Origin of the sequence: Thiomonas sp. OC7 (assembly GCF_900634595.1) — a bacterium.
Classification (GTDB): Bacteria; Pseudomonadota; Gammaproteobacteria; order Burkholderiales; family Burkholderiaceae_C; genus Thiomonas; species Thiomonas arsenitoxydans.
This window is the reverse complement of sequence record NZ_LR131953.1, coordinates 2,389,737-2,402,826: the sequence shown is the minus strand read 5'-3', so window position 1 is coordinate 2,402,826 and position 13,090 is coordinate 2,389,737. Positions and strand designations below refer to the sequence as shown.

The window sequence follows — 13,090 nt, the reverse complement described above, 5'->3', positions numbered from 1 at the left end:
GTTCCTCAGACCCGTTGCGCCACGCGCAGCATGGCCGAGCGCGACCGCGCATTGCCGCTGATTTCCGCCGCCGAAGGCCGCATCCGCACCACCTCCTTGAGTTGCGGCTGAAACTCGGCCGAAACGCCGGGGACGAAGGGCTGGCGCCGGTCAACCGCCGGTGCGCGGGCATGGCGGTGAATAAAGCGTTTGATCAGCGCGTCTTCCAGCGAATGAAAGCTGATCACGGCCAGCCGCCCGCCCGGCCTAAGGCAGTCGAGCACCTGGCTCAACGCCGTTTCGATTTGCGCAAGCTCGGCATTGACGTGAATCCGAAGAGCTTGAAACGTGCGGGTGGCCGGGTCCTGGCCCGGCTCACGGCTCTTGACGGCACTGGCAACCAGTGCGGCGAGTTCGCCGCTGCGCGCGAGAGGCGCTCCGGCATCGCGGCGAGCCACAATCTTCTTTGCAATCTGGACAGCCGCCCGTTCGTCTCCATAGTCCCTCAGCACGGTTGCAATTTCATCCACGCTGGCCGTGGCCAGATACTCAGCGACGGTTTGCCCGCTGCTGGTGTCCATCCGCATATCCAAAGGCCCGTCAGCGCGGAAACTGAAGCCGCGTTCGGGCTGATCGAGTTGCGGCGACGACACACCCAGATCGAACAGCAGCCCATCGGCCTGCGCCACGCCCTGCTCGTGCAGCACCCGCGTGAACTCGGAAAAAGGCGCGTGCTTGATCACAAAACGCGCATCGTGAATCTGGGCCGCGGCTTCGATGGCCTGCGGATCGCGGTCGATCGCAATCAGCCGCCCGGCGGGCGACAGCCGCCGCAGAATTTCCCGGCTGTGTCCGCCACGCCCGAAAGTCGCGTCGAGGTACACCCCGTCCGGGTTGGTGATCAGTTGGTCGACGGCCTCGTGCAGCAACACGGTGCGGTGCGCCGTTTCGGCGCTGGGCATGGGAGTGGTGTGGGGCATACACGGTCACAACACAATGTCGCGCACGGCGTCGGGCATGCCGGCCTCGACCACCGCAGCCTCTTGCGCCTGATGTTTGGCGCGATCCCAGATTTCGAAGTGACGCCCCATGCCGATGAGATCGACCTCGCGCTCCAGACCGACGGCCTGACGTAATTCGGGCGAAATCAGCACGCGCCCGGTGCCGTCCATTTCGGTTTCGGTGGCATGACCGAGATAGATGCGCTTCCAGCCCTGCGCCGACATGGGCAACTGCATCACCCGGTCGCGAAAACTCGTCCACTCGTCGTCGGAAAACATCAGCAGACAACCGTCGGGGCTTTTGGTCAGCGTGAGCCGCCCCTGCGAGCGCGCCATCAGCAGATCACGATGCCGGGCAGGCACGGTCATACGACCTTTGCCGTCCAGAGTGAGTGCCGAAATGCCAATAAACATGAAGTCGCCCGCGGTTGCCGTGCTGCAGTGGGGCCGGTGAAATGGCGCAGTGCTCTGCACTATTCCCCACTTTTTTGCACTATTCGCCACTTTAGGGGATCGTGACAGCTGCGGTCAAGCCTGAAACCCTGAAATTTCTTTTACAAAACAAGGACTTAGATACTGTTTATGAAACCAGTAAATGAGCATGTTTCTTATAAAAATGAACAATTTAGAGTATGCCTTGAATGTTCTTTCTAGAAATGGAAGCGCATCTGCACCTTGACGGATGACGGGCAGCACCCATCCGCACCCGATCGGGGTTGTAAAAACTGAGGGGAAAAGTGCGAAGCGGGGCTATAAGCCGGATTCTGTGCAGCGCGGGCTTGCACCCGCACCGTGGCAGCCATTCCTCTAGGCCGCGCATTGCTGCGCGGCTCAAGCCACCTACCCGCAGACTCGCGCGGGCCGCGCTGTGCCAGCGTTGCCGCTGGCGCGTCTGCCTATTTGGTGTTGCTCCGGATGGAGGTTGCCGCGTTTCACGTCCACGCCGGTTGCCCGGCGTTTACTCGTCTCTGTGGCCCTGTTCGTCACGTCACCATGCACGGCCGTTAGCCGTCATCCCGCCCTATGGAGTCCGGACCTTCCTCGTTGCGCCTGAAGCACACCGCGACTGCCCACCCCACTTCGCAGGCTGCATTATGACCCAGTGCGCGACAAGCCCCGCCGTTCAGGGCGGGGAAGGATAGCGCGGACGGCGTCAGCGTAGCCGTCCTTGTATGCCTTGATCAGTCTAATGAGCTGTATATTATCTCAGTCATGCAACGCCTCCAAGCCTTCAAGTTCGCACTCATGCCAACCGGCGAGCAGCAGCGCCAGATGCGCCGCTTCGCGGGCTCGTGCCGGTTCGTGTTCAACAAGGCGCTGGCCTTGCAGAAGGAACGCTTTGATCGCGGCGAGAAGAAGCTGGGCTACGCCGGCCTGTGCAAGATGCTCACCGAATGGCGCAACAGCGTGGAGACGCCTTGGCTCTCCGATGCGCCGATCCACCCGCTGCAACAGACGCTCAAGGACTTGGAGCGGGCATACACCAACTTCTTCGCCAAGCGCGCCGATTTCCCGCGATTCAAGAAAAAGGGGCAGAGCGATAGCTTCCGTTACCCCGATCCCAAGCAGATCAAGCTCGATCAGGGCAACAACCGCCTGTTCCTGCCCAAGCTCGGCTGGCTGCGAGCTCGCTTCAGCCGCGAGGTACTGGGCGCGGTGAGGAATGTCACCGTCAGCCAGTCGGGCGGCAAATGGTTTGTGTCGATCCAGACCGAACGTGAGGTCAAGCAGCCGATTCCGCAGGGCGACGCCATCGGCATCGACATGGGCATTGCCCGGTTCGCCGCGCTCTCGGACGGCACGTTCTACGCGCCACTGGGCAGCTTCAAGCGGCATGAGGTGAGGCTGCGCAAAGCGCAGCAGGCCATGAGCCGCAAGCAGAAATTCAGCAACAACTGGAGGAAGGCCAAAGCCCGCGTCCAACGCATCCATTCCCGCATCGGCAACGCCCGCCGCGACTACCTGCACAAGACATCGACCGCGATCAGCCAAAACCACGCGATGGTGTGTATCGAGGACTTGCAGGTGAGGAACATGTCCAAATCGGCGGCGGGCACCACCGAGAAGCCGGGTCGAAATGTTCGGGCTAAGTCCGGCCTGAACAAAGCTATCCTTGACCAAGGTTGGTTCGAGTTCCGCCGCCAACTGGACTACAAGTTGGCGTGGAACGGCGGCTGGCTTGTTGTCGTGCCGCCGCAGTACACGAGCCGCACCTGCCCGTGTTGTGGCTATGTGTCGGCGGAAAACCGCCAGACGCAAGCGCAATTCCTCTGTGTCGCATGCGGCTTCGAGGAAAACGCCGATCTGGTCGGCGCGATCAATGTTCTAAGGGCGGGACACGCCCGGTTCGCCTGTGAAGTGAGCGGTGCAGCAAGGCCGCCAGCAGCAGGAACCCACCGAAGCGACTCAGGGGCGGCCGGGTGTCGAGCCTGAGAGCCGTAGGAATCGCCGCCCTTCCCGCGCAAGCGGTGGCCGCAGGCCAAGGGCGGGGAGGATGTCAAGGAGAAACCTCGCCGCCCCGGTTGCAGCCCCCAGAATGCCCTGCCTTTGATGCAGCGCAAAGCTTCATGTATTCAAAAGATCGGATGATTCGCCTTTACATTTTTTGCGGTTCAGCGAAAGAGCGAATTCCGTGGCGACAGAACTATTCAACAACGGCACGCATCTGTGCCTCATGTTCAGCGATCTGGTCGAAGACGACGGCGACGCCGTGCAGGCCAATCAATTCCTCCTCATCGACCACGGCCAGGGCGCGCTCATCGATCCGGGCGGCAATATGACGTTCAACGAACTCACGCTGACCATGCGCAAATACATGGCGCCGCAAGACTTGCACTACCTGCTGGCTTCGCATGCCGACCCGGACATCATCGCCTCACTAGACCGCTGGATGACCGCCTCCAAGGCCGATCTGGTGATCTCTCGTCTGTGGGCGCGTTTTGCTCCGCATTTCTGCAAGCTCGGCAAAACCGACAAACGCATCATCGCCGTGCCTGACGCCGGAGGAACGCTGCGCCTGGGCAAGAGCGACATCGTGCTGCTGCCGGCGCACTTTTTGCACGCAGAGGGCAACTTCCAGTTTTATGACCCGATCAGCAAAATCCTGTTCTCGGGCGATCTGGGGGTTTCACTCGTCAGCGGTGCGCAGGCGGGCCGCCCGTTTGCGCAACTGGCCGATGCCCTGCCCCATATGGAAGCCTTCCACCGCCGCTACATGGTGTCGAACAAGATCCTGCGGTATTGGGCCAGCATGGTGCGCACGCTGGACATCGAGATGATCGTGCCGCAGCATGGCTCCCCCATCAAGGGCAAACCGGCCGTGGCGCAATTCATCGACTGGGCCGAGGGCCTGAGTTGCGGCATCGACCTGATGACCACGAGCAATTACCGGGTGCCCGACCTGCCGATTCCGCTGGCCGGGTAGTTCGCGCAAAGCGAGATCGAACTCCGCGATATCGAACGCCACGGAATCAAACCCCGACCTGCACCTGCCAATCCATCGCTTCGCCCGCGTGCAGAGGCACGATGTCGGCGTCGGCATAGGGCAGCGTGTCGGGCACCTGCCAGCTCCGGCGCTCCAGGGTGATCGAGCCCGTATTGCGCGGCAAACCGTAGAACGCCGCGCCGAAACGGCTGGCGAAATCGTCGAGTCGGTGCAAAGCATTGCGCTGCTCGAAAGCCGCGCAGTACAACTCCAGCGCATTGGCCGCCGTGAAGCAACCGGCGCAGCCGCAGGCCGTTTCCTTGGTGTTGCGCGCATGCGGCGCGGAGTCGGTGCCGAGAAAGAAACGGTCGTCTCCGCTCGTGGCGACATCGAGCAGAGCCTGGCGGTGGGTCTCGCGCTTGAGCACGGGCAGGCAGTAGTAGTGGGGCCGCATGCCGCCTTTGAACATGGCATTGCGGTTGTGCAGCAGATGATGCGCCGTGAGGGTTGCGGCCAGAAGAGGCGCACCCTGGGCATCCCGGTCGTGCGCCTCTTGAATGAACGCGGCGGCCTGGGCCGTGGTGATGTGCTCCAGCACGATCTTGAGCTCGGGAAAAGCGCGGCGCAGAGCGATGAGATGCCGCTCGATGAACACCGCCTCGCGGTCGAACACATCCACCTCGGGGTCGGTCACTTCGCCGTGAATCAACAGCGGCATCCCGACCTGCTGCATGGCGTCGAGCGCCGGATAGATGCGCTTGAGTTCGGTCACTCCGCTGTCCGAATTGGTCGTTGCGCCCGCCGGGTAGAGCTTGAACGCATGCACCACGCCGCTGTTCTTCGCCTCGGTCACCATCGCCGGGGTGGTGTCGTCGGTGAGATAGAGCGTCATCAGCGGGGTGAAATTGCTGTCCTCAGGCAAGGCGGCCACGATGCGTGCGCGGTAGTCGAGAGCCTGCCGCAGATGCACCACGGGCGGCTTGAGATTGGGCATGACGATGGCCCGAGCGAATTGCCGTGCCGTCCAGGGCAGCGCATCACGCATGGCGGCGCCATCACGCAGATGCAGGTGAAAATCGTCGGGGCGCGTAAGGGTGAGCGTGGGGTTCGAGGTCATGTCGGGTGGCGAAAACGGCAACGCCGACATGCTACGCCCCGCACTGCCGCGCAATGAAGCGGCAGTCGTTCAGTGCTGCAGGATTTTTGCCAGGAAGTGCGCGGCGCGCTCGCTGCGCTGTTCGCTGGTCGAGAAAAACTGCGGCGTCGGGCAATCTTCCACCACGCGCCCGGCATCCATGAACACCACGCGGTGCGACACCTTGCGCGCAAAGCCCATTTCGTGCGTGACCACCATCATGGTCATGCCCTCTTCGGCGAGCTTGACCATGACGTCGAGCACTTCGCCCACCATCTCCGGATCGAGCGCCGAGGTCGGTTCATCGAACAGCATGGCAATCGGATCCATCGCCAGCGCACGCGCGATGGCCACGCGCTGCTGCTGTCCACCAGAGAGTTGTCCGGGGAATTTGTCCTTGTGCATCGAAAGGCCCACGCGGTCGAGGTAGAGCAGGCCCTTTTCGCGCGCCTCGGCCTTGCTGCGCCCGAGCACCTTGATCTGGGCGAGCGTGAGGTTGTCGGTCACCGTCAGGTGCGGAAACAACTCGAAGTGCTGAAACACCATGCCCACGCGCGCGCGCAGCTTGGGCAGATTGGTTTTGGGGTCGGCAATCGACGTGCCATCCACCACCACGTCGCCCTTCTGAAAGGGTTCGAGCGCGTTGACGCACTTGATCAGCGTGGACTTGCCCGAGCCCGACGGCCCGCACACCACCACCACTTCGCCGCGCGCAATCTGCGTGGAACAGTCGGTGAGCACCTGGAAGTCGCCGTACCACTTGCTGATCTGGCGAATATCGATCATCGGCGCGCTGGCGCCCTGGGCAGAATTCTGGGTCATGGAACGATCCATTGAAAATGACTTATCGCATTACCGCACGATGGCGATGCGCTGATGCAGGCGCTTGACGCCTTGCGACAGCAGGAAACTCAGCACGAAATACACCACGGCCACCAAGGTGTACATCTCGACCACGCGGCTGTCGCGCTGCGCGATTTTCATCGCCGCGCCAACAAAGTCGGTGACATTGAGCAGCGCCACCAGCGACACGTCCTGGAACAGCACGATGGTCTGGGTGAGCAGCACCGGCAGCATATTGCGCAGCGCCTGCGGCAGGATGATCAGCCGCATCGACTGCGCGTAGGTCAGGCCCAGCGCATAGGCTGCGCCGAGTTGCCCTTTGGGAATGCTCTGGATGCCCGCACGCACGATCTCCGCGAAATACGCCGCCTCGAACAAAATGAAGGTGAAATAGGCCGAGCGCTCTGCACCGATCTTGGGCGGATAGTCCGATCCGGTGATCGACTGCAGCATCACCGGCACCAGGAAGTAGAACCAGAAAATCACCAACAACAGCGGAATCGAGCGCATCAGATTGATGTAGCCCGCCGCCAGCAAGGACAGCCACTTCAGGTGCGACAGCCGCGCCAGCGCTAGCAAAATACCCAGCAGCGTGCCGCCGATGGCCGCCACCACGGTGAGTTGGATGGTGTAGGTCAGCCCCTTGAGCAAAAAGGGCAGCACCGAGACTATGGAGCCAAAGTCAAAATCGCCCATCACTTGCTCCCGCCCATATAGCCCGGCACCGCCGTGGCGCGCTCCACCCACGCCATGATGCGGTTGATGGAAAACGCCACCGCGACATACAGCACCGTGGCCGCGCCGAAGGCCGCGAAGTAGCGGAAGGTCATCTCTCCCATCTCGCGGGTGCGGAAAAACAGTTCAGTCAGGCCGATGGAGTAGGCCACTGCGGAGTTCTTCACCAGGTTCATCGACTCGGAGGTGAGCGGCGGAATGATGATGCGGTACGCCATGGGCAGCAGCACGTAGCGGTAGGTCTGCGTGGGCGTCAGCCCGAGCGCCAGCCCGGCGAAAGTCTGCCCGCGCGGCAGCGACTGAATGCCCGACTTGACCTGCTCGGCAATCCGCGCCGCGGTGAACAGCCCGAGGCAAACCACGGCCGTGAGAATCTGGAAGGTGCCCGGATCAACCGCGTTGGCAAATCGTTTGAGCGGCGGAATCACGCTGGGCAGCACGAAATACCAGAGGAAAAACTGCACCAGAAGGGGGATGTTGCGGAACAGTTCCACATAGCCGTTGCCCAGCATCACCCAAAAGCGATGCTTGGTGGTGCGCACCACCCCCAGCACCGAGCCGAGCATCATGGCGATCACCCAGGCGCAGACCACCAGCAACAGGGTGTATTCCAGCCCGGAAAGCAGCGACATGCCCCAGGTGGTGTCGCCGTCCGGCGTGTCTTCCAAAAAAATGCCTAAACCCAGCATGTCTTCCCCTCGTCTGCCTGCGTCATTTCACCATGGAAAAAAGCCGGCAAAGCTGCCGGCTTGGTTCCTTGCCAACCTGGCGCTGCTTATTCGACGCCCTTGTCGTTCGGGTGGGCGAAGGCTTCCTTGATCGCGGGGGTTTCCGGGAAGTTCAGGTTGATGCCCTTGGGCGGAATCGGGCTGGTGAACCACTTGGCGTAGATCTTGTTGATCTCGCCCGACTTCATCACGCCATCGATGGTCTTGTCGACCAGCGCCTTGAACTGCGGATCATCCTTGCGCAGCATCATGCTGTAAGGCTCTTGTCGCAGCGAACCGGGCAGGATTTTGTAGGCCGCCGGATCCTTGGAGTTGGCGATCTGCCCGGCCAGCAGAATGTCGTCCATCACGAACGCGGAAGCCCGGCCATCGGCCATCAGCAGGAAGCTCTCGGCGTGATCCTTGCCGTAGATTTCCTTGAATTCCATGTCCTTGGTTTTTTCGTACTTTTTCAGCAGCGGCACGGCGGTCGTGCCCGAGGTGGTGACGATGGTCTTACCCGCCAGTTGCGCAAAATCGCTGATGCCCGAATCTTTTTTCACCGCAGCCGTCACGTTGATAACGAAGTAGGTCGGCCCGAAAGCCACCTGTTTCTGGCGCGCGACCGAGTTGGTGGTGGAGCCGCACTCCAGGTCGATGGTGCCGTTTTCGAGCAGGGGAATGCGGTTGCTCGACGTGACCGGGGTGTAGTTCACTTTCAGACCGGGCATTTTCAGGTCGGCCTTGACGGCATCGACCACCTTGCCGCACAGCTCCATCGCGTAGCCGATGGGTTTGCCGTTGTTGTCGAGGTAGGAGAAGGGAATCGACGACTCGCGGTAACCGACGGTGATGCTGTTGGTTTCCTTCACTTTTTTCAGCGTGCCGGTGAGCTCGGCTGCCTGAGCGCAAGAAATTGCGGCCGCAGCCAGGATGGTCAAACCAAACAGTTTTTTGATCATGCGAATCTCCGTGAATGTAGGAATGGGGTGAACGAATCGCACAAGTGTAACCGTGGGTCACAAATGCGCAATAGGTGTACGCAAACTCCGTTCCAGCATCAGGCCATCGCCGCAGACGCTTCGGGGTGAGCCGCCCTATCTTGCTGCAGATTCCACATGCGGGCGTACAGGCCGCGCGCCTGCAGCAGTTGCGCGTGGGTGCCGCGTTCGACCACGCGCCCGCTTTCCACCACCAGAATCTGATGCGCATCGACCACGGTGGACAGGCGGTGAGCGATCACAATGGCAGTGCGGTCGCGCGAAGCCGCGCGTATTTCCGCCTGAATCGCCTTTTCATTGTGCGAGTCGAGCTGCGAGGTGGCTTCGTCGAAAATCAGGATGGGCGGATTTTTCAGCAGGGCACGGGCAATGGCCACGCGCTGCTTCTCTCCGCCGGACAACTTCAGGCCGCGCTCGCCCACCTGCGTCTCATAGCCTTGGGGCGTGCTGACGATGAAGTCGTGGATATGCGCGGCGCGCGCCACCGCCTCCACCTCGGCCGCGCTGGCGCCGGGTTTGCCGTAGGCGATGTTGTAGCCAATGGTGTCGTTGAACAGCACCGTGTCCTGCGGCACGATGCCGATGGCGCGGCGCACACTGGCTTGCGTGACTTGGGCGATGTCCTGGCCGTCGATCAGAATGCGCCCGGACTGCGGCGCGTAAAAGCGAAACAACAGACGCGCCAGCGTGGATTTTCCCGCGCCGGAAGGGCCGACGATGGCCACTGTTTCTCCGGCGGGCACGGTGAAGTCCAGCCCATCGAGAATGACGCGGTCGGCCCCATAGCCAAAGCGCACATTCTCGAAACGCACTTCGCCCCGTCCGACCTGCAAAGCTGGCGCCTGAGGCGGGTCCTTGATTTCCTGGTGCTCTTCCAGAATGGTGAACATGCGCTCCAGATCCGTGGTGGACTGCCGGATCTCGCGGTAGATCACGCCCAGAAAACTCAGCGGCGCGTAGAGCTGCAGCATGAAGGCGTTGACCAGCACCAGATCACCCAGATTCATGCTGCCACTGACCACACCGACGGTCGCCCGCCAGACCAGCAGGGTGACGGCGGCAGCGATGATCAGGCTCTGCCCAAGGTTGAGCAGCGACAGCGAGTTCTGCGACTTGATGGCCGCGCGCATCCAGGCTCTGAGGTTGTCGTCGTAGCGAGTCGACTCCAGCGCCTCGTTGCCGAACATTTTCACCGTCTCATAATTCAACAGTGCATCGATGGCGCGCTGGTTGGCGCGCGAATCCTGCGTGTTCATTTCGCGGCGTAGCTGCGTGCGCCATTCGGTCACGGTGACGGTGAACGCCACATACAGCACCAGCGCCACCAGCGCGATGCCCGCGAACCAGATGTCGTACTTGACCAGCAGAATGCCGATGACCAGCGCCATTTCCACCAAGGTGGGCAGAATACTGTAGAGGGTGAACGACACCAGGCTGGAGATGGCCCGCGTGCCCCGCTCCATATCGCGCGACATGCCGCCTGTCTGGCGCTCCAGGTGATAGCGCATGCTCAGACTGAACAAATGGTCGAACACCTGCAGCGCAATCTTGCGCACCGCGCCTTGCGTCACGCGCGAAAACACCACCTCGCGCAACTCGGTAAACAGCGACACGCTCAGACGAAGCAGGCCATAGGCCACCAGCAGCGCCACCGGCACCACCAGCACCGCACGCGGATCGCCCGGCTTGAGATCGAGCGCATTGACGATGTCCTTGAGCACAATGGGCACGCCGACGTTGGCCACCTTGGCGGCGATCATCATCGCCAGCGCCAACAACACCCGGCCGCGGTATTCCCACAGATAGGGCCAAAGCGCGGAAACCACCGCCCAGCGCGAACGCGCTGCCGTGGCATGGGAGGACGGCTCGGGCAATGCAGGAGAGGATCGGGCGTGCATGGACTAACGGGATTTGGCCAATAGGGGCCGATGAACGATCAGGGCGGAGCAGAGCAGCGCGGGGCACGAACTTCGTGAGCTGCCCCTAAACTTCGCAGCCTGATTATCCGCGCCGCAACGGCGCCCTGCTTGGAGCCCCTCATGACCACCGACCCTCGACTCCCCGACCGCGTGCCCACGCTGCGTACCCAGGCCCGACCTGCCGATGTGAACATGCACGGCGACATTTTCGGGGGCTGGATCATGGCGCAGGTCGACATCGCCGGGGGCATCGCTGCGGCCTGGCGTGCCAAGGGGCGGGTGGCGACCGTGGCGGTCAAGGAGTTTGTGTTCAAGCAGCCGGTGCTGGTGGGCGACGTGCTGTCGTTTTTCACCGAAATCGACCATGTGGGCCACACGTCGGTCACCGTGCGGGTAGAGGTCTATGCCCAGCGCACGCCATCGAACGTCGAGGTCATCAAAGTGACCGAGGCGCTGTTGACCTATGTCGCCGTGGGCGAAGACCGCCGCCCAAGGCCAGTGGATCAGCCGGTTGATCGACCATAATCGCCCGAAGTCTCACCGTGATTCCAAAAACAACAAGGCCGCCTTCAGGTTCCCCCAGGCGGCCTTGTGGCTGGAAAAAGCCGATTTACTTGCTTTCGCCTTCGGCAGCAGCCGCACCTTCTGCGCCCTCTTCACCCACCCCACCCGGCGGCGGGCTGACGGTCACGACCGCAGGATTGTCCACCCCGTGCGTGAGCACCGACACGCCCTTGGGCAGCTTGAGATCGTTGACGTGCACGCTCTGGTGCAGAACCAATTCGCTCAGATCGACTTCGATGAACTCGGGCAGTTCGGACGGCAGGCAAGACACTTCCACTTCGGTCATCACATGGTTGACCAGGCCGTGGCTGAGCTTGACCGCAGGCGAATTTTCCGCGCCGGTGAAGTGCAACGGCACCTTCATGGAAATCTTGTGTCCGGCGTCCACACGCTGGAAATCCACGTGCAGCACCAGTTGCTTGAAGGGGTGCATCTGGTAATCACGCAGCAGCACCTGGCTGGATTTGCCGGCAATTTCCAGCTGCAGCACAGAGGAGTGGAACTGCTCTTTTTTCAACGCGTGATAAAGCGCGTTGTGATCGAGTTCGATCATCTGGGGCGCTTGCTCGCCACCGTAAATAATGCCGGGGGTCTTCCCGGCGCGACGCAGGCGGCGGCTCGCACCGGTGCCCTGCAAACTACGTTCGAATGCGACGACTTTCATGTCGACTCCTGAAAAAAGGGGACTCGCCCCGTGGTGAACGGCGCCTGCGACCAGCGCCGTGACAACCTGCCGGAACATCCGACAGGTACAAAATCACAACAGCGTCAGAACAAGGTTTCCTGCTCGTTGAACAACTGCAGCACCGACCCGCCGTAGGCAATGCGCTGCAGCGTCTGCGCGATAAGCGGGGCGGCGGAGAGCTGGCGAACCTTGCCGCATTCGCGCGCTTCCTGGCGCAGCGGGATGGTGTTGGTCACGACCAGTTCGTCGATTGCGCTGCTTTGAAGACGCTGGATCGCCGGGCCCGACAGCACGGGGTGCGTGCAGTACGCCATGACGCGCTTGGCGCCGCGCGCCTTGAGCACCTCGGCCGCCTTGGTCAGCGTACCGGCGGTATCGACCATGTCGTCCATGATGATGCAGTTGCGTCCGTCGATCTCGCCGATGACGTTCATCACTTCCGAGACATTCGGCTTGGGACGGCGTTTGTCGATGATGGCCAGATCGCAGTCCATCAATTTGGCCAGCGCGCGGGCGCGCACCACACCGCCGATATCGGGCGAGACCACGATGAGGTCGCTGTAATTCTTTTCGCGCAGGTCGGAGAGCAGAATCGGCGAGGCGTAGATGTTGTCGACCGGAATGTCGAAAAATCCTTGCACCTGATCGGCATGCAGGTCCATGGTGACCACGCGCGCCACGCCTGCGGCCTGCAGCATATTGGCCACGACCTTGGCGGTAATGGGCACGCGCGCTGAGCGCGGACGCCGGTCTTGCCGCGCATAGCCGAAATAGGGAATGACCGCCGTGATGCGCTCGGCCGAAGCGCGCTTGAGCGCATCGACCATGATGAGCAGTTCCATCAGGTTGTCATTGGTCGGCGCGCAGGTGGACTGAACGATGAACACCTCTCGGGCGCGCACGTTTTGCTGAATCTCGACGGTCACTTCACCGTCGGAGAACCGCCCGATATAGGCCTGACCGAGGCCAATGCCGAGTTGTTCCGCAACTTCCTGGGCAAGCGCCGGATTGGCATTGCCGGTGAACAAGATGAAGTCCGCCGGATTCGGTGTCATGGTGGAGTGTTGCGCTTATTCAGTGCGCCTGAAGTGCCGGAA

Annotated in this window: 13 protein-coding genes and 1 other RNA gene; 3 read left to right on the top strand and 11 right to left on the bottom strand. The window is 61.8% G+C overall.

All coding sequences use genetic code 11. From position 1 onward, the window contains the following. Nucleotides 1–5: 5 nt before the first annotated feature. From rsmH to rnpB, 3 genes are all read right to left on the bottom strand, one after another. Nucleotides 6–941 carry a 16S rRNA (cytosine(1402)-N(4))-methyltransferase RsmH gene (gene rsmH, locus BIO17B3_RS11490; protein WP_156054163.1) on the bottom strand — a complete coding sequence of 312 codons (936 nt, stop codon included), beginning with the start codon at nt 939–941 and terminating at the stop codon, nt 6–8. Between the two features lie 24 nt (nt 942–965). Further along, nucleotides 966–1,394, bottom strand: coding sequence for a division/cell wall cluster transcriptional repressor MraZ (gene mraZ / locus BIO17B3_RS11485; protein ID WP_013104526.1), 429 nt, complete (start codon nt 1,392–1,394; stop codon nt 966–968). A 323-nt stretch (nt 1,395–1,717) separates the two neighbouring features. Further along, an RNA gene (gene rnpB / locus BIO17B3_RS11480) (RNase P RNA component class A) lies at nt 1,718–2,062 on the bottom strand. A 130-nt stretch (nt 2,063–2,192) separates the two neighbouring features. Between rnpB and BIO17B3_RS11475 the strand changes: the two genes are divergently transcribed. Further along, nucleotides 2,193–3,413: an RNA-guided endonuclease TnpB family protein gene (locus tag BIO17B3_RS11475; RefSeq protein WP_156054162.1), complete on the top strand. Its 1,221-nt coding sequence runs from the start codon at nt 2,193–2,195 to the stop codon at nt 3,411–3,413. 199 nt (nt 3,414–3,612) lie between these two features. Further along, the gene (locus BIO17B3_RS11470; protein WP_013104524.1) at nt 3,613–4,404 is read left to right on the top strand and encodes an MBL fold metallo-hydrolase; all 792 of its coding nucleotides are present in this window, start codon (nt 3,613–3,615) and stop codon (nt 4,402–4,404) included. Nucleotides 4,405–4,450: 46 nt separating this feature from the next. Here BIO17B3_RS11470 and pyrC read toward each other — a convergent pair whose 3' ends face one another. The 6 genes from pyrC to BIO17B3_RS11440 form a co-directional block, all read right to left on the bottom strand. Beyond that, complete coding sequence (pyrC, locus tag BIO17B3_RS11465; RefSeq protein WP_156054161.1) at nt 4,451–5,521, bottom strand: dihydroorotase; 1,071 nt, start codon at nt 5,519–5,521, stop codon at nt 4,451–4,453. A 69-nt stretch (nt 5,522–5,590) separates the two neighbouring features. After that, nucleotides 5,591–6,325: an amino acid ABC transporter ATP-binding protein gene (locus BIO17B3_RS11460; RefSeq protein WP_156055283.1), complete on the bottom strand. Its 735-nt coding sequence runs from the start codon at nt 6,323–6,325 to the stop codon at nt 5,591–5,593. Nucleotides 6,326–6,391: 66 nt separating this feature from the next. Beyond that, nucleotides 6,392–7,078: an amino acid ABC transporter permease gene (locus BIO17B3_RS11455; RefSeq protein ID WP_013122133.1), complete on the bottom strand. Its 687-nt coding sequence runs from the start codon at nt 7,076–7,078 to the stop codon at nt 6,392–6,394. Beyond that, nucleotides 7,078–7,806: an amino acid ABC transporter permease gene (locus BIO17B3_RS11450; protein WP_156054160.1), complete on the bottom strand. Its 729-nt coding sequence runs from the start codon at nt 7,804–7,806 to the stop codon at nt 7,078–7,080. The genes BIO17B3_RS11455 and BIO17B3_RS11450 overlap by 1 nt, the downstream gene beginning before the upstream one ends. A gap of 86 nt (nt 7,807–7,892) precedes the next feature. Then, entirely contained in the window at nt 7,893–8,786 is an 894-nt protein-coding gene (locus BIO17B3_RS11445; protein ID WP_156054159.1) for a transporter substrate-binding domain-containing protein, read from the bottom strand. Nucleotides 8,787–8,884: 98 nt separating this feature from the next. Beyond that, nucleotides 8,885–10,723: an ABC transporter ATP-binding protein/permease gene (locus tag BIO17B3_RS11440; protein WP_156054158.1), complete on the bottom strand. Its 1,839-nt coding sequence runs from the start codon at nt 10,721–10,723 to the stop codon at nt 8,885–8,887. 141 nt (nt 10,724–10,864) lie between these two features. Here BIO17B3_RS11440 and BIO17B3_RS11435 point away from each other — a divergent pair, with 141 nt between their 5' ends. Further along, on the top strand, nt 10,865–11,269 hold the full coding sequence (locus BIO17B3_RS11435; protein ID WP_156054157.1) for an acyl-CoA thioesterase: 405 nt from the start codon (nt 10,865–10,867) through the stop codon (nt 11,267–11,269). An 85-nt stretch (nt 11,270–11,354) separates the two neighbouring features. Here BIO17B3_RS11435 and BIO17B3_RS11430 read toward each other — a convergent pair whose 3' ends face one another. Next, nucleotides 11,355–11,972, bottom strand: a complete 618-nt coding sequence (locus BIO17B3_RS11430) for a 50S ribosomal protein L25/general stress protein Ctc (RefSeq protein ID WP_013104516.1) — start codon at nt 11,970–11,972, stop codon at nt 11,355–11,357. Nucleotides 11,973–12,076: 104 nt separating this feature from the next. Continuing rightward, a complete protein-coding gene (locus BIO17B3_RS11425; protein ID WP_013104515.1) occupies nt 12,077–13,048 on the bottom strand; it encodes a ribose-phosphate pyrophosphokinase in 972 nt (323 codons plus the stop codon). Nucleotides 13,049–13,090 lie beyond the last annotated feature (42 nt).